This is a genomic window from Serratia sp. 22278, assembly GCF_052045405.1.
Taxonomy (GTDB): domain Bacteria; phylum Pseudomonadota; class Gammaproteobacteria; order Enterobacterales; family Enterobacteriaceae; genus Serratia; species Serratia marcescens.
Genome location: NZ_JBQEOW010000001.1, coordinates 157,102 through 178,437, shown reverse-complemented (window position 1 = coordinate 178,437; position 21,336 = coordinate 157,102). Strand labels below are relative to the sequence as shown.

The 21,336-nt window shown below is 61.2% G+C and carries 22 protein-coding genes and 1 other annotated feature; of the genes, 16 read left to right on the top strand and 6 right to left on the bottom strand.

Going from position 1 to position 21,336, the window contains the following annotated elements; all coding sequences use genetic code 11:
• Positions 1-50: 50 nt before the first annotated feature.
• Entirely contained in the window at positions 51-707 is a 657-nt protein-coding gene (locus ACTJJ6_RS00820) for an HAD family hydrolase (RefSeq protein WP_016928389.1), read from the top strand.
• An 89-nt stretch (positions 708-796) separates the two neighbouring features.
• Positions 797-1,417, top strand: a complete 621-nt coding sequence (locus ACTJJ6_RS00815) for a glutathione S-transferase family protein (protein WP_440801736.1) — start codon at positions 797-799, stop codon at positions 1,415-1,417.
• A 13-nt stretch (positions 1,418-1,430) separates the two neighbouring features.
• Here the strand turns inward: ACTJJ6_RS00815 and ACTJJ6_RS00810 are convergent, their stop codons facing one another.
• Positions 1,431-2,531 (bottom strand): PQQ-dependent sugar dehydrogenase, encoded by a 1,101-nt coding sequence (locus ACTJJ6_RS00810; protein WP_440801733.1) that lies wholly within the window; start codon positions 2,529-2,531, stop codon positions 1,431-1,433.
• Between the two features lie 131 nt (positions 2,532-2,662).
• Between ACTJJ6_RS00810 and ACTJJ6_RS00805 the strand changes: the two genes are divergently transcribed.
• Both ACTJJ6_RS00805 and ACTJJ6_RS00800 read left to right on the top strand, forming a co-directional pair.
• Entirely contained in the window at positions 2,663-3,082 is a 420-nt protein-coding gene (locus ACTJJ6_RS00805) for a GNAT family N-acetyltransferase (RefSeq protein ID WP_151254353.1), read from the top strand.
• Positions 3,083-3,093: 11 nt separating this feature from the next.
• Positions 3,094-4,077 (top strand): magnesium and cobalt transport protein CorA, encoded by a 984-nt coding sequence (locus ACTJJ6_RS00800; RefSeq protein ID WP_015377262.1) that lies wholly within the window; start codon positions 3,094-3,096, stop codon positions 4,075-4,077.
• Positions 4,078-4,151: 74 nt separating this feature from the next.
• Here ACTJJ6_RS00800 and ACTJJ6_RS00795 read toward each other — a convergent pair whose 3' ends face one another.
• From ACTJJ6_RS00795 to speB, 3 genes are all read right to left on the bottom strand, one after another.
• A complete protein-coding gene (locus ACTJJ6_RS00795; RefSeq protein ID WP_440801730.1) occupies positions 4,152-4,961 on the bottom strand; it encodes a nitrilase-related carbon-nitrogen hydrolase in 810 nt (269 codons plus the stop codon).
• A 103-nt stretch (positions 4,962-5,064) separates the two neighbouring features.
• On the bottom strand, positions 5,065-6,450 hold the full coding sequence (locus ACTJJ6_RS00790; RefSeq protein ID WP_094142993.1) for a sodium:solute symporter: 1,386 nt from the start codon (positions 6,448-6,450) through the stop codon (positions 5,065-5,067).
• Between the two features lie 77 nt (positions 6,451-6,527).
• A complete protein-coding gene (gene speB / locus ACTJJ6_RS00785) occupies positions 6,528-7,460 on the bottom strand; it encodes an agmatinase (protein WP_049299809.1) in 933 nt (310 codons plus the stop codon).
• 249 nt (positions 7,461-7,709) lie between these two features.
• On the opposite strand from speB, the gene ACTJJ6_RS00780 reads away from it, so the two are divergent.
• On the top strand, positions 7,710-8,633 hold the full coding sequence (locus ACTJJ6_RS00780; protein ID WP_049299810.1) for a LysR family transcriptional regulator: 924 nt from the start codon (positions 7,710-7,712) through the stop codon (positions 8,631-8,633).
• Here ACTJJ6_RS00780 and ACTJJ6_RS00775 read toward each other — a convergent pair.
• Positions 8,630-9,454: an SDR family oxidoreductase gene (locus tag ACTJJ6_RS00775; protein ID WP_016928401.1), complete on the bottom strand. Its 825-nt coding sequence runs from the start codon at positions 9,452-9,454 to the stop codon at positions 8,630-8,632. The two genes, ACTJJ6_RS00780 and ACTJJ6_RS00775, sit on opposite strands and share 4 nt — an antisense overlap.
• 229 nt (positions 9,455-9,683) lie before the next feature.
• Here ACTJJ6_RS00775 and hisL point away from each other — a divergent pair, with 229 nt between their 5' ends.
• From hisL to hisIE, 9 genes are all read left to right on the top strand, one after another.
• A complete protein-coding gene (gene hisL, locus ACTJJ6_RS00770; protein ID WP_100396937.1) occupies positions 9,684-9,731 on the top strand; it encodes a his operon leader peptide in 48 nt (15 codons plus the stop codon).
• Positions 9,707-9,833 (top strand) — a sequence feature (His leader region). Its footprint overlaps the gene before it by 25 nt.
• Before the next feature lie 71 nt (positions 9,834-9,904).
• Positions 9,905-10,804 carry an ATP phosphoribosyltransferase gene (gene hisG / locus ACTJJ6_RS00765; protein ID WP_004938793.1) on the top strand — a complete coding sequence of 300 codons (900 nt, stop codon included), beginning with the start codon at positions 9,905-9,907 and terminating at the stop codon, positions 10,802-10,804.
• A gap of 4 nt (positions 10,805-10,808) precedes the next feature.
• On the top strand, positions 10,809-12,116 hold the full coding sequence (gene hisD, locus ACTJJ6_RS00760; RefSeq protein ID WP_049299811.1) for a histidinol dehydrogenase: 1,308 nt from the start codon (positions 10,809-10,811) through the stop codon (positions 12,114-12,116).
• Entirely contained in the window at positions 12,113-13,201 is a 1,089-nt protein-coding gene (gene hisC / locus ACTJJ6_RS00755; RefSeq protein ID WP_033640854.1) for a histidinol-phosphate transaminase, read from the top strand. Before hisD ends, hisC begins: the two co-directional genes overlap by 4 nt.
• A complete protein-coding gene (gene hisB / locus ACTJJ6_RS00750) occupies positions 13,198-14,265 on the top strand; it encodes a bifunctional histidinol-phosphatase/imidazoleglycerol-phosphate dehydratase HisB (RefSeq protein WP_016928404.1) in 1,068 nt (355 codons plus the stop codon). The genes hisC and hisB overlap by 4 nt, the downstream gene beginning before the upstream one ends.
• Positions 14,265-14,855, top strand: a complete 591-nt coding sequence (hisH, locus tag ACTJJ6_RS00745; RefSeq protein ID WP_004938803.1) for an imidazole glycerol phosphate synthase subunit HisH — start codon at positions 14,265-14,267, stop codon at positions 14,853-14,855. The genes hisB and hisH overlap by 1 nt, the downstream gene beginning before the upstream one ends.
• 5 nt (positions 14,856-14,860) lie before the next feature.
• Positions 14,861-15,598 carry a 1-(5-phosphoribosyl)-5-[(5-phosphoribosylamino)methylideneamino]imidazole-4-carboxamide isomerase gene (hisA, locus tag ACTJJ6_RS00740; protein WP_420277014.1) on the top strand — a complete coding sequence of 246 codons (738 nt, stop codon included), beginning with the start codon at positions 14,861-14,863 and terminating at the stop codon, positions 15,596-15,598.
• Positions 15,580-16,356, top strand: coding sequence for an imidazole glycerol phosphate synthase subunit HisF (gene hisF / locus ACTJJ6_RS00735; RefSeq protein WP_016928406.1), 777 nt, complete (start codon positions 15,580-15,582; stop codon positions 16,354-16,356). Before hisA ends, hisF begins: the two co-directional genes overlap by 19 nt.
• Positions 16,350-16,970: a bifunctional phosphoribosyl-AMP cyclohydrolase/phosphoribosyl-ATP diphosphatase HisIE gene (gene hisIE / locus ACTJJ6_RS00730; protein WP_049299812.1), complete on the top strand. Its 621-nt coding sequence runs from the start codon at positions 16,350-16,352 to the stop codon at positions 16,968-16,970. Before hisF ends, hisIE begins: the two co-directional genes overlap by 7 nt.
• 75 nt (positions 16,971-17,045) lie before the next feature.
• Here the strand turns inward: hisIE and gndA are convergent, their stop codons facing one another.
• Complete coding sequence (gene gndA / locus ACTJJ6_RS00725; RefSeq protein ID WP_004938815.1) at positions 17,046-18,452, bottom strand: NADP-dependent phosphogluconate dehydrogenase; 1,407 nt, start codon at positions 18,450-18,452, stop codon at positions 17,046-17,048.
• A gap of 265 nt (positions 18,453-18,717) precedes the next feature.
• Here gndA and ACTJJ6_RS00720 point away from each other — a divergent pair, with 265 nt between their 5' ends.
• Together ACTJJ6_RS00720 and ACTJJ6_RS00715 are read left to right on the top strand one after the other, a co-directional pair.
• Positions 18,718-20,034 (top strand): hypothetical protein, encoded by a 1,317-nt coding sequence (locus ACTJJ6_RS00720; RefSeq protein ID WP_228009658.1) that lies wholly within the window; start codon positions 18,718-18,720, stop codon positions 20,032-20,034.
• Positions 20,015-21,286, top strand: a complete 1,272-nt coding sequence (locus tag ACTJJ6_RS00715) for an oligosaccharide flippase family protein (RefSeq protein ID WP_016928410.1) — start codon at positions 20,015-20,017, stop codon at positions 21,284-21,286. The genes ACTJJ6_RS00720 and ACTJJ6_RS00715 overlap by 20 nt, the downstream gene beginning before the upstream one ends.
• Positions 21,287-21,336 lie beyond the last annotated feature (50 nt).

Genomic DNA, 21,336 nt, shown 5'->3' with positions numbered 1-21,336 from the left:
ATCCGCTATCCTGTAAACGACCTCATACCCTGCCTGCCGGAGAAATACTGATGGATTTAGCCTTATTCGACCTGGATGAAACCCTGATTGACGATGACAGCGCCAGCCTGTGGATCCGCTGGCTGGTCGGCCAGGGCTTCGCGCCGGCGGAGCTGGAACTGCAGGAGCAGCAGCTGATGCAGCTCTATTATCAGGGCAAGCTGTCGATGGAGGACTACATGCAGGCCACGCTGGCGCCGCTGACCGGCCTGAGCGTGCAAACCGTGGCCGGCTGGGTGCAACGCTACATCCGGCGCGACATCCTGCCGCGCGTCTATCCCGCCGCCCGTGAACGCCTGCAGTGGCACCGCGAACGCGGCGACTGCATCCTGGTGATCTCCGCCACCGGCGAACACCTGGTGGCGCCGATCGCCGAACAGCTCGGCGCCGACGATGCGCTGGCGATCGGCGTGGAAATCAGCGACGGCCGCTTCACCGGCCACACCTACGGCACCATGACCTACCAACAGGGCAAGGTGATCCGCCTGCAACACTGGCTGGCGCAGCATCCGCACCTGAAGTTCGAGCACAGCCACGGCTACAGCGACTCCCTCAACGACAAGGCGATGCTGCAATTCGTCGACAGCGCCACGGTGATCAACCCCGACAGCGAGTTGAGCGCGCTGGCGGCGGAGCGCGGCTGGGAAGTGTGCCGCTGGGAGCGTTGATCGGCAGACAAAAAATGCCCTGCGGTGTGACAAAAAGCGCATTGTGGCGTAGGTATTAAGGGTCTTTAATCCGCTAACGGAGTTATCCCATGCTGACCATTTGGGGTCGTGAGAATTCGAACAACGTCAGGAAGGTGCTGTGGTGCGCCGCCGAACTGGGGCTGAGCTATACCCACATCAACGCCGGCGGGGCGTTTGGCAAGGTCAACGAAGAGAGTTACCGCGCGCTGAACCCGAACGGCCTGGTGCCGTTACTGCAGGACGATGACTTCGTGCTGTGGGAGTCCAACACCATCGTGCGCTACCTGGCGGCGAAATTCGGCGACGCGACGTTCTATCCGCAAGATCTGCAGGCGCGCGCCGCCGCCGAGAAATGGATGGACTGGACCACCTCGACCATCGTTCCGGCCTTCACCATCGTCTTTTGGGGCCTGATCCGCACCGCGCCGGAGCAACGCGACATGGCGAAAATCGAAGCGGCGATCGCCACGCTGGAAAAACACTTCGACGTCATTGAACAGACGCTGGCGCACCAGCCTTACCTCTCCGGCGACGCATTCGGCTTCGGCGATATCCCGCTCGGCAGCTTCGCCTACGGCTGGTTCGAGATGCCGATCGCCCGCCGCCCGCGACCGAACATGGAGCGCTGGTATCAGCAGCTGCGCGCTCGCCCGGCCTATCAGCGCGGCGTGATGAGCGAGCTCACCTGACGCGTTCGGGGCGTTACGACGCCCCGACCTTCAGCAGCTTGCCGTCCCGTTCGTCCGTCAGCAGATACAAATAGCCATCCGGCCCGCTGCGCACCTCGCGGATGCGTTCGCCGCGATCGCCCAGCAGCCGCTCTTCCGCCACCACTTTGTCACCCTCCAGCGTCAGGCGAATCAGTGCCTTTTGCGCCAGCGCGCCGATGAACAGCGAGTGACGCCAGGCGGGGAAACGCTGCCCGTCATAGAACGCCATGCCGCTGAGGCCGGGCGAGACTCGCCAATAGTGCAGCGGTTGTTCGGTGCCGGGCACCCGTTCTCCTTTGGCCTCCGGGATCGGCTGGCCGGAATAGTTGATGCCGTAGGTGGCCAGCGGCCAGCCGTAGTTTTTACCCGGCAGCGGGATATTGAGCTCATCGCCGCCGCGCGGGCCGTGCTCGTGTACCCAGATCGCGCCGCTCCACGGGTTCAACGCCAGCCCTTGCGGATTGCGGTGGCCGTAAGACCAGACCTCCGGGCGTTTACCTGCCTGGCCGACCCAGGGATTATCCGGTGGTATCGCGCCCTCGGCGGTCAGCCGCACCAGCTTGCCCTGCAGCTTGTCGGTCTCCTGCGCCGTCGGCCGCTGGTTGTTTTCGCCCAGCGCGATAAACAGGTAGCCCTGCCGATCGAACGCCAGCTTGCCGCCAAAGTGATTGCCGACCGACAGCTTGGGCTGCTGACGGAAGATCACCTTAAAGTTTTCCAGCCGCGCGCCGTCGTCACTCAGGCGGCCATAGCCGACCGCCGTGCCGGCTTTGCCGCCCTCGCCCGATTCGGCGAAGCTCAGGTACACCCGGCGGCTGGCGGCGAAGTCGGGCGCCGGCAACACCTCCAGCAGGCCGCCCTGTCCTTCGGCGTAGACCTGCGGCACGCCGGCGATCGGCGGCGACAGGCCTTTGCCTTGCTGCCACAGCCGCAGCCGGCCGGGCCGTTCGGTGATAAGCAGGCCTTGTTCCGCCGGCAAGAAGGCCAGCGACCACGGGTGTTCCAGGCTGTCCTGCAATTGGCTGACCGTCGGCGCGGCGTGCAGCAGGCCGCTGCACAGCAGCAAACCGGCCAGCAGAGTCAATCGGGGCATGGCGTCCTCCTGAAGATGAAATGACCCGTTTAGTGTAGTCCAGCCCATCGGAATGGGTGTTTACATTACATTTCAACGGGTTGCCTTTTAGCCGCAGTGTGCTTAAGTTAATCCATAACCCAGGAGGAAAAATGGACATTACCGTTACCGACGCGATTGACGAACATACCCTCGATGCGATCAGGCAAGGCCTGCGCGCTTACAACCTGCCGCATATCGACGCCAGCCACCGCAAGCCGCTCAGCGTCTATGCGCGCGACGAGTCCGGCACGGTGATCGGCGGGCTGACCGCCGAAACCTGGGGCAACTGGCTGAGCGTCGAGTGGCTGTGGGTGGCGGATACCCAGCGCGGCAGCGGCCTCGGCGGCCGGCTGATGCGCGCCGCCGAGCACGAGGCGCAGGCGCGCGGCTGCCGCTACGCCCGTCTCGACACCTTCAGCTTCCAGGCGCGACCGTTCTACGAAAAGCTCGGCTATCAGCTGCAAATGACGCTGAAAGAGTATCCGGTGGAACACGAGTGCTATTTTCTTACCAAAACCCTGACTGATTGATGGATGGACAGATGGACAGCAAAAGCATGGTGGTGAACTGTGTGGCGTACAAAGCCGGCCAACGGCTGGGCGAAGTGACCATCGACGATATCAGCGAGGTGGTCAAACAGCCGGACACCTTCGTCTGGCTGGGGTTGCGGCAGCCGGAGCCGGCGTTTATGCGCAAGGTGCAGGAGGAGTTCGGCCTGCACGATTTGGCGATCGAAGACGCGCTGTGCGCGCACCAGCGGCCGAAGCTGGAGACCTACGGCGACTCGCTGTTCATCGTGGTGAAAACCGCGCAGTGGGGCGAGCACGACGAAATCGAATACGGCGAAACCCACTTCTTCGTCGGCAAAAACTTTCTGGTGACGGTGCGCCACGGCGCCTCGCCCAGTTACGCGCCGATCCGCGCCAAAGCGGAAGAGAACCACAAGCAGATGTGCCGCGGGCCGGGCTTCGCCCTCTATTCGGTGTTGGACTTCGTGGTGGATAACTACCGCAGCGTGGTGACGCGCTTCGAGAGCACCATCGAGAACATCGAAGCCAACATGTTCCAGTCGGAGTTCGATCAGGCGGCGATCGAGAACGTCTATACCCTGCGCCGCCACCTGCTGGCGCTGCGCAACGCCGCGCTGCCGATGGATGAAATCTGCAACCAGCTGATTCGCCTGCACGAAGAGGTGATCCCGAAAGAGCTGCGCGCCTACGTGCGCGACGTGCAGGATCACGCGCATCAGGTGGTCAGCAACATCGACGACATGCGCGAAATGCTGACCAACGCCATGCACGTCAACCTGGCGCTGGTGACGGTCAAACAAAACGAAGTGGTGAAACGGCTGGCGGGTTGGGGGGCGATTTTGGCTATCCCGACGGTGATCTTCAGCCTGTACGGCATGAACTTCGCCGACATGCCGGAGTTGAAATTCCCGTGGGCCTATCACGCCACGCTGGGGGCGACCGCCGTCGGCTGTATTTTCCTGTATCAGAAGTTGAAGAAGTCAGGCTGGCTGTAAGCGCCAAAACGGCGGATTTTCCCGCCGGAGAAACGATCGGCGGGGCAGCCGGATCCGCCGACCGCCCCGCCGCTTCAATACAGCATCGGCCGCCGATCGCGATGCACGTGATTGTGGCGGCCGATGTGTTTGTCATCGGCCGCGCCGATATCCATCGATGCCAGCACCATGCCTTCGCCTGTCAGGCTCTGCGTCAACGGATAGCCATCGGCGTCGACGATCGCCGATCCGCCGATCCACGCAACGCCGCGTTCCGTTTCGCAACGATCGCACACCGCGATGAACAGCCGATTGACGGCGGCGTTGGCCTGCGCCTTCACCATCTCCGCCGGCCGTTCGCCCTGCGGGCGCGGCGCCAGCGGCCAGTTGACCGGTGCGCACAGCAGCTGAGCGCCGGCCAGCGCCGGCAGACGCACCCATTCGGGGAATTCAAGATCGTAGCAGATCATCACCGCCAACCGGCCAAAGCGCGTCTCGACGACCGGCGGCGGCCGATCGCCGGGGGTAAAGATCGTGCTCTCCTCATGCCACAGGTGGGCCTTGCGGTAAATCGCCCTCACGCCCTGCGCATCGATCAACGCCGCGCTGTTGGCCACCCCGCCATCGGGCAGCCGCTCGCAGAAACCGGCGACGATCGCCACATCCAACTCGCGCGCCAGGGTCCCCCACAGGCTGAGGCTAGGCCCGTCCTCGGCTTCGGCCAACGCCAGCGCCTCCGCCTTATCGCGCAGCACGTAGCCGCTGTTCACCAACTCCGGCAACACGATGACGTTGGCGCCGCGCTGCGCCGCCCGGCGGATAGCCTGGGCGGACAGCGCCCGATTGTGATCCGCTTCCCCTACCCGCAACGCTAACTGGCAGCATGCGACGCTGATCGTACCCATGACTCACCTTCTCCTTACCTTCACCGTTAAACCGACAGGGCGGCGATGCGCCCTGCTCCTCAGTAAATCAGTAAAGGCGCCGTGATAAAAGCCCGGCTCGCCCTCAGCGTTCAGTTTGAGTCTCCAGCTGCGGCGCCGGGCGGCTCAGCAGGCTGCCCAGCACGAAGGCGACGCCGCCGCCCAGCAGACCGCCGTAGATCGGGCTGTTGGCGTCGATGCCGTGCCAGATCATCAGCCCCACCACGCACAGGCTGCCGGTCAGCATGCTGGCGATGGCGCCGGCGCTGGTGGCGCGCGGCCAGAAGATAGCCCCTACCAACGGGATCAGCATGCCGCCCACCAACAGGTTGTAAGCCAGCGTCAGCGCCGCCAACACGTCGCGCACCACAAACGCCAGCCCCAGCATGACCGCGCCCATGAAAAGCGTGGTGAAGCGCCCGGCGGCCAGCCCGCCGGAAGGTTTACGGCGGATGGCCGGCAGCACGTCCTCCAGCGCGATGGTCGAAGACGCCAACAGGCAGGCGCTGGCAGTGGACATCAGCGCCGCTAAGGCCGCGGCGGCCACCAGCCCGCTGACGCCAACCGGCAACACCGCCTGCGCGATGGCGGCGAAGGCGCCGTCGGTGTTGCTGAGCGACGGCAGCACGATCTTGCCGGCCATGCCGATCAGCGCGCCGGTCACGCCGTACAGCACGCAATAGACGCCCGCCCCCAGCCCGGCGAAGCGCGCCACATTGGCGCTACGGGCGGTGAACACCCGCTGCCAGATGTCCTGGCCGATCAGAATGCCGAAGAAGTAAATCAGGAAGAACACCAGAATGGTGTCCAGCCCGATCGACGACAGTTGGTAGTAACCGGCGGGCAGCAGGCTGGTGAACGCCTCCCAGCCGCCGGCCTTGACGATGCTCATCGGCATCAGCACCAGCATCATGCCGACGGTCATGATGATGAACTGAATGATGTCGGTCAGCGTCAGCGACCACATGCCGCCCAGCGTCGAATACAGCACTACCAGCCCGCCGCCGAGCAGGATGGATGCGCTGAACGACAGGCCGAACATCACCTGCATCACGCTGCCGATGGCGATGATCGAGGTCACAGCCACCATCAGGTCATACGCCAGCATGATCGCGCCGCTGGTGACCCGCGCCGCCGGGTGATAGCGCCGCGACAGCACCTGGCTGACGGTATACAGCTTCAGCTTGAGCAGCGGCTTGGCCAGCACCAGGCTCAGCACCACGATGCCCAGCCCGAGCGCGCCGCACAGCCAGACGCCGGAGATACCGTAGGTGTAACCGAGCTTGACACTGCCGATGGTCGACGCGCCGCCGAGCACCACCGCCGACAGCGTGCCCAGATACAGCCCCGGCCCCAGGTTGCGCCCGGCCACCAGATACGCCTCTTTGGAATTGGCGCGGCGAATGCCCATCCATCCCACCGCGCCTATCACCAGAAAGTAAAACACCACGACCAGCAGATCGAGATTCATGGGTACCTCCACTCCGTAGTTATTGTTATCAGGGGCCCCGACGCAACCGCTCCGCCGGCAGGGTCAGTGCGCCGGCCTCAACGGGCCGGCAGCACGCACAACATTTCAAACAGCAGGTTGGCGGCCAGCAGCGCGGTGTTGCCGGAGCGATCGTAAGGTGGCGACACTTCCACCACGTCGCCGCCGACCAGGTTCAACCCACGGCAGCCGCGCACGATCTCCAGACCTTGCCAAACCGACAGCCCGCCGACCTCCGGCGTGCCGGTGCCCGGCGCGAAGGCCGGATCCAGCCCGTCGATATCGAAACTGAGATAAACCGGCGCTTCGCCCATCTGCTCGCGGATCTCCGCCATCAGCGGCGTCAGCGACCGGTGCCAGCAGGCCTCGGCCGGCACCACACGAAAGCCCTGGCGGCGTGACCAGTCGAAGTCGTCCGCCGCATAGCCACTGCCGCGCAGGCCAATCTGCACCACCTTTTCCGGCGCCAGCAGCCCCTCCTCGAACGCGCGGCGGAAAGTGGTGCCGTGCGCCAGTTGTTCGCCGAACATCTCCTCGTTGGTATCGGAATGCGCATCGACGTGGATCAGCCCGACCGGGCCATGACGACGGGCGACGGCGCGCAGCACCGGCAGCGTCAGGGTGTGATCGCCGCCGAGCGTCAACGGCGTGCAGCCGTGCGCCAGGATCTCGTGGTAAGCCGCCTCGATGCGCTGCACGCTGTCCGCCAGGCTGTAGGGGTTGATGGCGACATCCCCCAGATCGGCCACCTGCAGCCGTTCGAACGGCGCAGAGCCGGTACCCATGTTGTAGGGGCGGATCATCACCGATTCCTGGCGGATCTGGCGCGGGCCATAGCGAGTGCCGCTGCGGTTGGAGGTGCCGATATCGAGTGGAACGCCGACGAAGGCGGCGTCCAGACCGCGCGCCTGTTCGGCCGCGGGCAGGCGCATCATGGTGGGGAGGCCTGCAAAGCGCGGCATATCGTTACCGCTTTGGGGTTGGTTCAGCATGGCGTTTCCTTGTCTTTATCTGCGATGGATTGAAACATTTGAGCAACATTCGCAGGCTACCCCGTTGGCCACCTCGGCTACCATTCCCGCTTTTGCATGTAAACATCGAAAAACGCGATGCAACTAACTTATTGAAGTATTGATTTTTATTTAAAATTCATGCCATAAGGAAGGCCATATCTTCAGCGCCGCACCTATTTCTTCGATGTTAAAAATGGGTTAACCGGCCGACGTTCTGCGGAGGGGGCGATGCTCACCAACCTAAGCGATATCGATCTGAAACTGCTGCGGGTGTTCGTCGCAGTGGCGGAAGCCCAGGGTGTCAGCGCCGCGCAGGAAGCGCTGCTGATGAACCAATCCACCATCAGCACCCACCTGGCCTCGTTGGAAACCCGGCTGGGTTTTCGCCTGTGTCAGCGCGGGCGCTCCGGCTTCCGGCTGACGCCCAAGGGCGAACGCATGCTGATCGCCTGCCGCTCGCTGTTCAACGCCGCCCGCGACTTCACCCGGGTCAGCCAGTCGCTGAACGGCCTGTTGACCGGCGATCTGCAAATCGGTCTGGTGGATAACCTGGTTTCGCTGCCGGGCAATCCGTTCAGCCAGGCCATCAAACACTTCCAGCGCCGACATCAGGACGTGCAATTGCAGTGCCGCATCTGTTCGCCGAACGAGATTGAGCAAGGGCTGCTGCACCGGCAGCTCGATCTGGGCATCGGCTACTTCGGCCAACAGCTGGAAGCGTTGCGTTATCAGCCGTGGCTGGAGGAGACGCAGGCGATCTATTGCAGTGAGGATCACCCGCTGTTCGCGGTGGAAGAACCGGAGCGCGAGCAGATTGAAAACGCGCGCTGGGTCAAGCGCGGCTACCTGCTGGCGCAGCAGCTGTGCCCGATCGCGCCGCCACATCTGGCGGCGGTGGCTCACCATATGGAAAGCGTCGCCCATCTGGTGCTGAGCGGCACCTGTCTTGGCTATCTGCCCACCCACTACGCGGCGCGCTGGGTGGAACAGGGGCTGCTGCGGCAGTTGGGCGGCGCAGCGCTCTCTTACCGCGCCACGCTCAGCCTGGTCAGCCGCCCCGTCCAGCCCGACGAGGCGTTGAACGCGCTGCTGGAGGATTTGGTGCGCGCTGGCGAAAAAAACCCCGCATTTGCGGGGCATGATGACGTTTAGCTGACCGGCATGCGCGCCGGATCGGGATGCTGGTACTCGAAACCCAGCTCGTTGCAGATGCGGTTGCCGTCCACCAGTCGCTCATCCTGCTCCGCCTCGTCGGCGAACTGCGGCGGCTCCAGGTGCAACTGCTCGGCCAGCGCCGGATAAAATTCGCGTTTGGCCGGATGACGCGGCGCGCACAGGTTGTACACGTGGCCCCCCTTCGGCAGCTTCAGCAACAGTTGGATGGCGGCGATGACGTCGTCCTGGTGCACCAGATTTACCCCCTGCGAACCGCCCTTCACGTCGAGTTTTCCCGCCAGGAAGCGGCCGGGGTGACGATCGGCGCCCACCAGCCCCGCCAGGCGCAGAATGTCCACCGAGGTATTCGGCAATTCATGCAACCAACGTTCGAGCTCGGCCAACACCCGGCCCGACGGCGAGACCGGCCGCAGCGGCGACTCTTCGCGCAGCGTGCCGGCAGTTTCGCCGTACACCGAGGTGGAACTGGTGAAGATCACCCGCGGCACGCCAAAGGCCATCGCGCTGTCCACCAGCATGCGCACCGCATTGAAATAGTTTTCGCTGCCTTCGACGGTGCGGCGAGCGGGCAGTGTCACCACCAGCGCATCCACACGCAGCAGCGATTCCAGATCGTCCGGATCGCACACCAGCTCCGGCGTCAGCTCCAGTTGGTAACATTCGATGCCGCTCATGCGCGCGGCCTCGACGCCGTCCGGCGTGGTTTTGCTGCCGACCACGTCATACCCGCGCCCCATCAGCGACAGCGCCAACGGCATGCCCAGCCAACCCAAACCAATAATGGCTACCTTTTTCATCCTCTTCCTCTCCTGAAGATCGCAGCGCCCTACCCCTAAGGCTACGCCACTGCGCACGGCGATACAATCTGCCCGGCTTAAGGTCAGGTAAAGCCGTCTGTGGCTAATAACCTAACCTGTTTCAATAAATTAAATTTATGACGTTAAAAAAGGGTTGCGCGGTGGACAGCGGATAGTTTAGCTTAATTGGCATACGGTTTTTACCGGCTTTTGATTAGAGAAAAACACCATGACACGCGTTCAGTTCAACCACCATCATCACCATCACCCTGACTAGTCTTTCAGGCGATGAGTGCTGGAAGACGGTTTGTTAATCTTCCAGTGGCGCGCAGAACGCAAGAGAGAGCCCTCGGAAGATTTCTTCCGAGGGTTTTTTTTTGGCTCCGGACAGACAGAAAAGAATAGTTTTTACAATAAATTCATAAAATTACAGATTAAACAGAGGTTACCATGCTGGACAAGACACGTTTACGGATCGCAATGCAGAAGTCGGGCCGCCTGAGCGATGAATCCCAGGAGCTGCTGGCGCGCTGCGGCATCAAGATCAACCTGCAGCAACAGCGTCTGATCGCCTTCGCAGAAAACATGCCGATCGATATCCTGCGCGTGCGCGACGACGATATTCCGGGCCTGGTGATGGACGGCGTGGTCGATCTCGGCATCATCGGCGAAAACGTGCTGGAAGAAGAACTGCTCAGCCGCCGCGCCCAGGGCGAAGACCCGCGTTACTTCACCCTGCGCCGCCTCGATTTCGGCGGCTGCCGCCTGTCGCTGGCCACCCCGCTCGACGCCGAATACACCGGCCCGCAAAGCCTGCAGGACGCCCGCATCGCCACCTCTTACCCGCACCTGCTGAAGCAATACCTCGACAAGCAGGGCGTGCGCTTCAAATCTTGCCTGCTGAACGGCTCGGTGGAAGTGGCGCCGCGCGCCGGCCTGGCCGACGCCATCTGCGATCTGGTCTCTACCGGCGCCACGCTGGAGGCCAACGGCCTGCGCGAAGTGGAGGTGATCTACCGCTCCAAGGCCTGCCTGATCCAGCGCGACGGCGAAATGCCGGAAGCCAAACAGCAGCTGATCGATCGCCTGATGACCCGCATTCAGGGCGTGATCCAGGCGCGTGAATCCAAATACATCATGCTGCACGCGCCGAGCGAGAAACTGGACGAGATCGTCGCGCTGCTGCCGGGCGCCGAGCGCCCGACCATTCTGCCGCTGGCCGGCGCGCAGAACCGCGTGGCGATGCACATGGTGAGCAGCGAAACCCTGTTCTGGGAAACCATGGAAAAACTGAAAGCGCTCGGCGCCAGCTCGATTCTGGTGCTGCCGATTGAAAAGATGATGGAGTAACGCCATGTCGACCTTCAACACGCCGATCGATTGGGCGACCAGCAGCGCCGAACGCCAGACCGAGCTGCTGATGCGCCCGGCAATCGCCGCCTCCGACAGTATCACCCGCACGGTGAGCGAAATCCTCGACAACGTGAAGGCCAACGGCGATCGGGCGCTGCGCGACTACAGCGCCCGTTTCGACAAGGCGGAAGTCTCGGCGCTGCGCGTCAGCGCCGAGCAGATCGCCGCCGCCGCCGCGCGGTTGGGCGACGACATCAAACAGGCGATGGCGGTTGCCGTCGCCAACGTGGAAACCTTCCACAACGCGCAGCGACTGCCGCCGGTGGACGTCGAAACGCAACCGGGCGTGCGCTGCCAACAGGTGACCCGCCCTATCGACTCGGTGGGTCTGTATATTCCCGGCGGATCGGCGCCGCTGTTCTCCACCGTGCTGATGCTGGCGACGCCGGCGCGCATCGCCGGCTGCCGCCGGGTGGTGCTGTGCTCGCCGCCGCCGATCGCCGATGAGATCCTGTATGCGGCGCAGCTGTGCGGCGTGCAGGAAGTGTTTCAGGTCGGGGGCGCGCAGGCGATCGCCGCCCTGGCGTTCGGCACCGAGAGCGTGCCGCGCGTGGCGAAGATCTTCGGGCCGGGCAACGCCTTCGTGACCGAAGCCAAGCGGCAGGTCAGCCAGCGCCTCGACGGCGCGGCCATCGACATGCCTGCCGGCCCTTCGGAGGTGCTGGTGATCGCCGACGCCGGCGCCACCCCGGCATTCGTCGCTTCCGATCTGCTGTCGCAGGCCGAACACGGCCCGGATTCGCAGGTGATCCTGCTGACGCCGCACGCGGCGATGGCGCAGGCGGTGGCCGACGCGGTGGAAAGCCAGCTGGCCGAGCTGCCGCGTGCCGAGACCGCCCGTCAGGCGCTGGCGAGCAGCCGCCTGATCGTAGCGCGCGATCTGTCCGAGTGCGTGGCGATCAGCAACCGCTACGGCCCGGAGCACCTGATTATTCAGACCCGCAATGCGCGTGAACTGGTGGACGGCATCACCAGCGCCGGTTCGGTGTTCCTCGGCGACTGGTCGCCGGAGTCCGCCGGCGATTACGCCTCCGGCACCAACCACGTGCTGCCGACCTACGGCTACACCGCCACCTGCTCCAGCCTGGGGCTGGCCGATTTTCAAAAACGCATGACGGTGCAGGAACTGACGCCGCAGGGCTTCAGCAACCTGGCCGCCACCATCGAGACGCTGGCTGCCGCCGAGCAGTTGATCGCCCACAAGAATGCCGTGACCCTGCGCGTCGCCGCCCTGAAGGAGCAAGCATGAGCATCGAAAAACTGGCGCGCGCCAACGTTCGCGAGCTGACCCCTTATCAATCGGCGCGCCGCCTCGGCGGCAAGGGCGACGTATGGCTGAACGCCAACGAATACCCGATCGCCCCGGAATTCCAGCTGACCGCGCAAACCTTCAACCGCTATCCGGAGTGCCAGCCGGCGCAGGTGATCGAACGCTACGCCGCCTATGCCGGGGTGAAGAAAGAGCAGGTGCTGGTCAGCCGCGGCGCCGATGAAGGCATCGAGCTGCTGATCCGCGCCTTCTGCGAGCCGGGCAAAGACGCCATTCTGTTCTGCCCGCCGACCTACGGCATGTACGCCGTCAGCGCCGAAACCTTCGGCGTGGAGCGCCGCACCGTGGCCGCCAAAGAAGACTGGCAGCTGGATCTGCCGGCCATCGCGGACAGCCTGGACAACGTAAAGCTGATCTACGTCTGCAGCCCGAACAACCCAACCGGCAACCTGATCGATCCGGACGATCTACGCAGCCTGCTGGAGCTGGCCAAAGGCAAGGCGATCGTTGCGGTGGACGAAGCCTATATCGAGTTTTGCCCGCAGGCTTCGGTGGCCGGCTGGCTGAGTGACTATCCGCACCTGGCTATTCTGCGCACGCTGTCGAAGGCCTTTGCGCTGGCCGGCCTGCGCTGCGGCTTTACGCTCGCCAATGAAGATCTGATTGCCCTGCTGCTGAAGGTGATCGCGCCTTACCCGCTCTCGACGCCGGTGGCGGATATCGCCGCGCAGGCGCTGAGCGAGGAAGGTATCCGCACCATGCGCCAGCGCGTCACCGACATCGCAGCCACCCGCAGCTGGCTGCAGCAACAGCTGGAGAAATGCGCCTGCGTCGAGCAGGTTTTCGCCAGCGACAGCAATTACCTGCTGGCCCGCTTCACCGCCTCAAGTAATGTGTTTAAAAGCTTGTGGGATCAGGGCATTATCTTACGAGACCAAAACAAACAGCCCGGGTTGTCCGGCTGCCTGCGCATCACCATAGGCACCCGCGACGAATGTCAACGCGTGGTAGACGCCTTGTCCGCCCTGCCCGGCGCCAACCAGACTCGCCAGGAGCCAATGTGAGCCAAAAAATCCTCTTTATCGATCGTGACGGCACGCTGATCGCCGAGCCACCGGAAGATTTCCAGGTTGACCGCCTGGACAAGCTGGCGCTCGAGCCAGACGTGATCCCTTCCCTGCTGGCGTTGCAACAGGCGGGGTATCAGCTGGTGATGATCACCAATCAGGATGGGCTCGGCACCGCCAGTTTCCCGCAGGAAACCTTCGATCCGCCGCACAACCTGATGATGCAGATCCTCAGCTCCCAGGGCATTCAGTTCACCGATGTGCTGATCTGCCCGCACCTGCCGGCGGACAACTGCGACTGCCGCAAGCCGAAAACCGCGCTGGTGAAGGGCTACCTGGAACCCGGCGTGCTCGATACCGCACACAGCTACGTGATCGGCGATCGGCCGACCGATGTGCAGCTGGCGGAAAATATGGGCATCCAGGGGCTGCGTTACCAGCGCGGCGTGCTGGGTTGGAAAGAGATCGTGCGCCAGCTGACCCTGCGTGACCGTCACGCGCGGGTTAACCGCGTGACCAAAGAGACGCAGATCGACGTCAACGTGTGGCTGGATCGCGAAGGCGGCAGCAAAATCAAAACCGGCGTCGGCTTCTTCGACCACATGCTGGATCAGATCGCCACCCACGGCGGCTTCCGCATGGAGATCGACGTTAAAGGCGACCTGTATATCGACGATCACCACACGGTGGAAGACACCGGCCTGGCGCTGGGTGAAGCGCTGAACAAGGCATTGGGCGACAAGCGCGGCATCGCCCGCTTCGGCTTCGTGTTACCGATGGACGAATGCCTGGCGCGCTGCGCGCTGGATATCTCCGGCCGCCCGCACCTGGAGTACAAAGCCGAGTTCAACTATCAGCGCGTCGGCGATCTCAGCACCGAAATGGTCGAGCACTTCTTCCGTTCGCTGTCTTACACCATGGGCTGCACGCTGCACCTGAAGACCAAGGGCAAAAACGACCACCACCGGGTCGAGAGCCTGTTCAAAGTGTTTGGCCGCACGCTGCGCCAGGCGATCCGCGTCGAGGGCAATACCCTGCCGAGTTCGAAAGGAGTGCTGTGATGAACGTGGTGATTTTGGATACCGGCTGCGCCAACCTGGCCTCCGTCACCTACGCGGTGCGGCGCCTGGGCTATCAGCCGGAGGTGAGCCGCGATCCGGAGATCGTGCTGCGCGCCGACAAGCTGTTCCTGCCAGGCGTCGGCACCGCGCAGGCGGCGATGGATCAGCTGCGCGAGCGCGATTTGATCGAACTGATCAGGGCCTGCACGCAGCCGGTGCTGGGCATTTGCCTCGGCATGCAGCTGCTGGCGGCCAGCAGCGAAGAGAACGGCGGTGTGACCACGCTCGGCCTCATCGATACGCCGGTGAAGCAGATGACCGACTTCGGCCTGCCGCTGCCGCACATGGGCTGGAACCAGGTGTCCGCGCAGGCGGGCCACCATCTGTTCCGCGGCATCGATGATGGCGCCTACTTCTATTTCGTACACAGCTATGCGATGCCGATATGCCCCAGCACCATCGCCCAGGCGAACTACGGCGAGCCCTTCACCGCCGCCGTGCAAAAAGACAATTTCTTCGGCGTGCAGTTTCATCCAGAACGTTCTGGAGCGGCCGGCGCGCAACTGTTGAAAAACTTTCTGGAGATGTAGGCAGCATGATTATTCCGGCTTTGGATTTGATCGACGGCAACGTGGTGCGTTTGCATCAGGGCGATTACGGCCAACAGCGCGACTACGGCAACGATCCGCTGCTGCGCCTGCAGGACTATCAACAACAGGGCGCCCAGGTGCTGCACCTGGTCGATTTGACCGGCGCCAAGGATCCGGCGGCGCGCCAGATCCCGCTGCTGCGCAAACTGCTGGCGGGGGTTGAGGTGCCGGTGCAGGTCGGCGGCGGCATCCGCAACGAGCAAGACGTCAGCGCCCTGCTGGAGGCCGGTGCCACGCGCGTGGTGATCGGCTCCACCGCGGTGAAACAACCGCAGTTGGTGCAGAGCTGGTTCGAGCGCTACGGCGCCGACGCGCTGGTGCTGGCGCTGGACGTGCGCATCGACGCACAGGGCGTAAAACGCGTGGCCATCAGCGGCTGGCAAGAAGATTCCGACGCCACGCTGGAACAGGTGGTGGAGCAGTTCCTGCCCTACGGGCTCAAGCACGTGCTGTGCACCGATATTTCGCGCGACGGCACGCTGGCCGGTTCCAACGTGGCGCTGTATCAGGCGATCAGCCGCCGTTATCCGCAGGTGGCCTTCCAGGCCTCGGGCGGCATCGGCAATCTGGACGACATCGCCCAGCTGCGCGGCAGCGGCGTTGCCGGCGTGATCGTGGGGCGCGCCCTGCTGGAAGGTAAATTTAGCGTTGAGGAGGCGATCGCATGCTGGCAAAACGGATAATCCCGTGCCTGGATGTTAAAGACGGGCAAGTGGTGAAAGGCGTGCAGTTCCGCAACCACGAAATCATCGGCGACATCGTGCCGCTGGCGCAGCGCTATGCGCAAGAAGGCGCGGACGAGCTGGTGTTTTACGATATCACCGCCTCAAGCGATGGCCGGGTGGTGGACAAAAGCTGGGTGTCGCGCGTGGCGGAGGTGATTGATATTCCGTTCTGCGTCGCCGGCGGCATTAAAAGCGCCGAGGACGCCAGCCAGATCCTGTCTTTCGGCGCCGACAAGATTTCGATCAACTCGCCGGCGCTGGCCGATCCTGAGCTGATTAGCCGCCTGGCTGAACGCTTTGGCGTGCAGTGCATCGTGGTGGGCATCGACACCTGGTTCGACAGTGAAACCGGCAAGTATCATGTCAACCAATATACCGGCGACGAGAGCCGCACCCGAATCACCCAGTGGGAAACCCTCGACTGGGTGCAGGAAGTGCAGCGCCGCGGCGCCGGTGAGATCGTGCTGAACATGATGAACCAGGACGGCGTGCGCAACGGTTACGATCTGCAGCAGCTGCGCCGGGTGCGCGAGGCCTGCAAGGTGCCGCTGATCGCCTCCGGCGGCGCGGGCACCATGGCGCACTTCCTGGAAGCGTTCCGCGATGCGGACGTCGACGGTGCGCTGGCGGCATCGGTGTTCCACAAACAAATCATCAATATCGGCGAACTGAAAAGGTTCCTGGTCGAACAAGGCGTGGAGATTCGCGTGTGCTGACAGAACAACAGAGAAACCAGCTGGACTGGGAAAAAACCGACGGCCTGATGCCAGCCATCGTGCAGCACGCCGTTTCCGGCGAAGTGCTGATGCTGGGTTACATGACGCCGGAAGCGCTGGCGACCACCGAGCAAAGCGGCAACGTCACCTTCTTCTCGCGCACCAAGCAGCGCCTGTGGACCAAGGGTGAAAGCTCCGGCCACTTCCTCAAGGTGGTCAGCATCACGCCGGACTGCGATAACGACACGCTGCTGATATTGGCCACCCCGATCGGCCCGACCTGCCACCTCGGCAACAGCAGCTGCTTCCACCCGGCCGCCAGCGACTGGACGTTCCTCTATCAGTTGGAACAGCTGTTGGCGGAGCGCAAGCACGCCAGCCCGGACAGCTCGTACACCGCCAGCCTGTACGCCAGCGGCACCAAGCGCATCGCGCAGAAGGTCGGGGAGGAAGGCGTGGAAACCGCGCTGGCCGCCACGGTCAACGATCGCGAAGAGCTGACCAACGAAGCTTCGGACCTGATCTATCACCTGCTGGTGCTGCTGCAGGACCAGGATTTGGATATGAGCGCGGTGATCGGCCGGCTGCGCGAAAGGCATCAGAAAAAAGCGTGACGTTAAATCACGCGCAATAAAAAAAGCCGCCGGGCGTTAACCTCGGCGGCTTTTTTTATCGCTCAACGGGCGGGATTATTCCATCCATTCGGTATGGAACACGCCTTCCTTGTCGATACGTTTATAGGTGTGCGCACCAAAGTAGTCGCGCTGCGCCTGGATCAGGTTCGCCGGCAGCACCGCAGAACGGTAGCTGTCGTAGTAGGCGATCGCGGCGGAGAAGGTTGGCGTAGGAATGCCGTTCTGCACGGCGTAAGCCACCACGTCACGCAGCGCCTGCTGGTACTCGTCGGCGATTTGCTTGAAGTATGGCGCCAGCAGCAGGTTGGCGATATCGGCGTCCGCCGCGTAAGCGTCGGTGATCTTCTGCAGGAACTGGGCGCGGATGATGCAGCCGGCGCGGAAGATCTTGGCGATTTCGCCGTAGTGCAGATCCCAGTTGTTTTCTTTAGACGCGGCTTTCAGCTGAGAGAAGCCCTGCGCGTAGGACACGATCTTGCCCAGATACAGCGCGCGACGCACTTTCTCGATGAATTCAGCTTTGTCGCCGGTGAACGGCGCCACTTTCGGGCCGGTCAGCACTTTAGACGCGGCAACGCGCTGATCTTTCAGCGAGGACAGGTAGCGCGCGAACACCGATTCGGTGATCAGCGACAGCGGTTCGCCCAGATCCAGCGAGCTCTGGCTGGTCCACTTGCCGGTGCCTTTGTTGGCAGCTTCGTCCAGGATCACATCGACCAGGTATTTACCCTCTTCGTCTTTCTTGGTGAATATGTCTTTGGTGATGTCGATCAGGTAGCTGTTCAGTTCGCCCTTGTTCCATTCGGCGAAGGTTTCGGCCAGCTGCTCGTTGCTCAGATTCAGCGCCTGTTTCAGCAGAGAATAGGCTTCGGCAATCAGCTGCATGTCGCCGTATTCGATGCCGTTGTGCACCATCTTCACATAGTGGCCGGCACCGTCTGCGCCAATGTAGGTCACGCAAGGCTCGCCTTCCGCAACCGCAGCGATTTTCTCCAGGATCGGCGCCACCAGCTCATAAGCTTCTTTCTGGCCGCCAGGCATGATGGAAGGCCCTTTCAGCGCGCCCTCTTCACCGCCGGAAACGCCGGTACCGATGAAATTGAAGCCCTGGTCGGACAGTTCGCGGTTACGGCGGATGGTGTCCTGATAGTAGGTGTTGCCGCCGTCGATCAAGATATCGCCCTTGTCCAGGTGCGGAGTCAGCGAGGCAATGGTTTTATCCGTTGCTTCGCCCGCTTTCACCATCAGCAGGATGCGGCGCGGTTTTTCCAGCGATTCGACAAACTCTTCAACGGTGTAATACGGCGCCAGGTTTTTGCCCGGGTTCTCAGCGATCACTTCGTCAGTTTTGTCGCCAGAACGGTTGAAAATGGAAACGGTGTAACCACGGCTCTCGATGTTCAGCGCGAGGTTGCGGCCCATTACCGCCATGCCGACAACGCCGATTTGTTGCTTGGACATTTAGGAACTCCTGTCTGAGGATGACCCTGCAGGCAACGTCGGCCAGCAGGTTTTGTGATGTGGCACACATGTTAACTCAGGATTGCCTCGTGTGGGTAGTGATTGGTGCGATAGACGGTTGACAAAGAATGCTGCTAAAACAGTCAAGCACAGCGACTGAAGTCACTAAAAAATGCAGGAAGATTGCGTGTTAAAGGTGAAGGTTTATTGATGACGAGCACGGATCCTGTACAATCTCGCAGTTAAATCACAGTTGGGGTCAAAAGTGCGCGTACTTTCCAGCATTTTCTCTATTATTTTCATCGTGTTCTCAATGTTGGGAACGATTAAGATTTATATTGGCGGCAATTTTAATTGGCTCATCCAGTTGATGTTGCTGTCCGCTGCGGCTGCCACCTCATTGATGGCCTCACCTCTTTCGCCGGCGCAAACGGTTCGCGCACGACTGCGCAACCTGCGCAACTACAAGCCCATGATGATAGGCTGGCTGCTGTTTATGGCAGGCATAGCTATAGCGGCGGTGATGAATCACGGCACAGGGCTGTATACGTTGGCGAAATACGTCGCTTTCATGTTTGCACTTCTCTGCCTGTTGCTAATTTCCCCGCTCTCATCCGCTTTGCTTGAAAAAGCGCTTAGCATCACACTCGTCATTTCATTGGTGCCGCTGATACTTTTGGCGCTCTTCCGCCAACTTGACGCGATGGTGATTTTAGGCGATGGACGCATGGGGTGGCTCGCCAGTTGGCCCGGTGTCATTTGGAAAATCGGCGCCTTTGTATGGCCTTTTGCTGTTTGGCGCTGCTTAAAAAAAACCAATTTTATCAATGTGCTGTTAGCATTCGGCGCAGTGCTGGTCATGGCGCTTGACGGTAGCCGTACCTCTATGCTGTGGCTGGCGTTAGTATGGGGAGCCTTGGCAATGATTGCCTTCTTTGCTCGCGTGCAAACCCAGCCTGTGCGCGGTCATCTTAGCCTGATAGTCGTGACCTTGCTGTCGTTCTCACTTATTCAGCCCGTACTCTTGGGCTGGGTTTCAGGAGATTATGACAAACTGCTTGTTCAATTGATGGAGAAGCGCACGAGCAATCATGCCGATACGGCCAACCTCAGTATTAGTCATACTCTCGAAGAAACTTTGGCCGCGCCAAAAGAAACGACGGCAGACCGTTTGGTCAAAGGCGACAACAGTATACGTTTGCAAATGCTGCACACCGGGTGGCAGCAAACCGTAGATAAATTCCCTTGGGGAGGCGGTTTTGGCAGCACTCGGGTCGATGATTTTGGCGCCGACAGCGTGATTCACATGACCTATCTTCAGTTATTGGCTGATGAGGGCGTTTTATCGTTCATCGGCTACCTGCTGTTTATTTTGACTCCTCTCTATTACGGTCTGAAATTCGTCTTCGAAAAGCGGGAGCTTTTTGTCGAACGCTTCGAGTCTATGTTGAGTCCCTTATCGGTGCTGGCTCTGTTCTTGTTCATGGGATGTTTCCACCCCCTCAGCAATGAGTTAACCGAATGGGCCATCGTTTTAACCGCAATTTCTATTGTGATATGCCATGTCCCGCGTCGCGACTAATACCTTTTGGTTAATGCTGGCACAAATAGGCGGGTTGTTCATTCCGCTTATCGAATTGCCCGTACTGGCTCGCGCTCTAGGCCAACAAAACTACGGGCAAGTGCTTTATGCGCTAGGCATCGCTCTGACAGCCTCGGTATTTGTTGAATTCGGCTTCAATTTCAGCGCCGCGCGTGCCGTTGTCAAGATCAGAGAAAACAAGCAACAGCTGGCTCAGTTGGTAAGCAATGTGTTGTTTGCCAAACTGCTGCTCAGTATGGCCGTTGGTGTCGCCGTAGCCGTCCTGATCCTGACAGGCTCCGGTGCCACGACGATCCCTCATCATTGGTTCGTGTGGATATCGCTATTCATTCTGGCGTTCGGTTTTACACCGCTATGGTACTACGTCGGGATCGAAAAACTGGTTTTGCCGGCATTGCTGGATTTAGGCTTACGCAGCACGGGGCTTTTATTTACCATTTTGCTGGTGTCCTCACCACAACACGCTCAACGTGTACTCATGATTCAAGCCACTGTGGGCATCATTAACACCCTACTTCCAACCTTGCTGATGATGCGCTCCACTGGTTTAGGTCGCATCAGCTTTCGCGGTGCCGTTACCGTTCTGCGTGAAAGCTGGGAACTCTTTTTATACAAAGGGGCTCAAAGCATCATGGGGTCGATCGCGTCTACACTACTGGGATTATTGGGCGGAGCTCGTACGGTTGGCGCCTTTGTGCCCGCCGAAAAACTGGTTCGAGCTGCGAGCGGTTTAGCAGCCCCCGTTCTGAATGCTGCGTTTCCCCATCTGGTCAGACTGCAATCCGACTCGACGCATACCGCAAAACGGGTTGTTACCCTCGCGCTGGGAGCGTTGTTCACCGTAACGATCGCCTTCGCTCTGCTGACCGTTTGGCTAGCCGGTTGGCTGGTGAATACCATCTTCGGCCCCGGCTATCAGGATGCCATTGAGCTATTAAGCATTTTGGTATGGGTTGTCCCTTTACGCATTTGCAGCATGGCGTTGGCCATATTGTGGTTTATACCTGGCGGTAAAGAGCAAGTTGCCAGCCGGGTCATGATGATCAATATAGCGATAATCTGCCTGCTTGCCTTCCTCCTGGTTCCCACATTAGGCGGATTAGGCATGACTATCGCCTTCTTGGTTGCAGAGATAACCATGTTTTCCTTATTGCTTTTTTTATTCTGTCGAAAACCGTCAGGTGTCGCGCCACAAACACCTACACTTGCCCGATTGCGGCACCGACAGTAACAGGATAGTCATGAGTCATTGCTTTATTCTCGATTGTGAAGGAAGCCAGT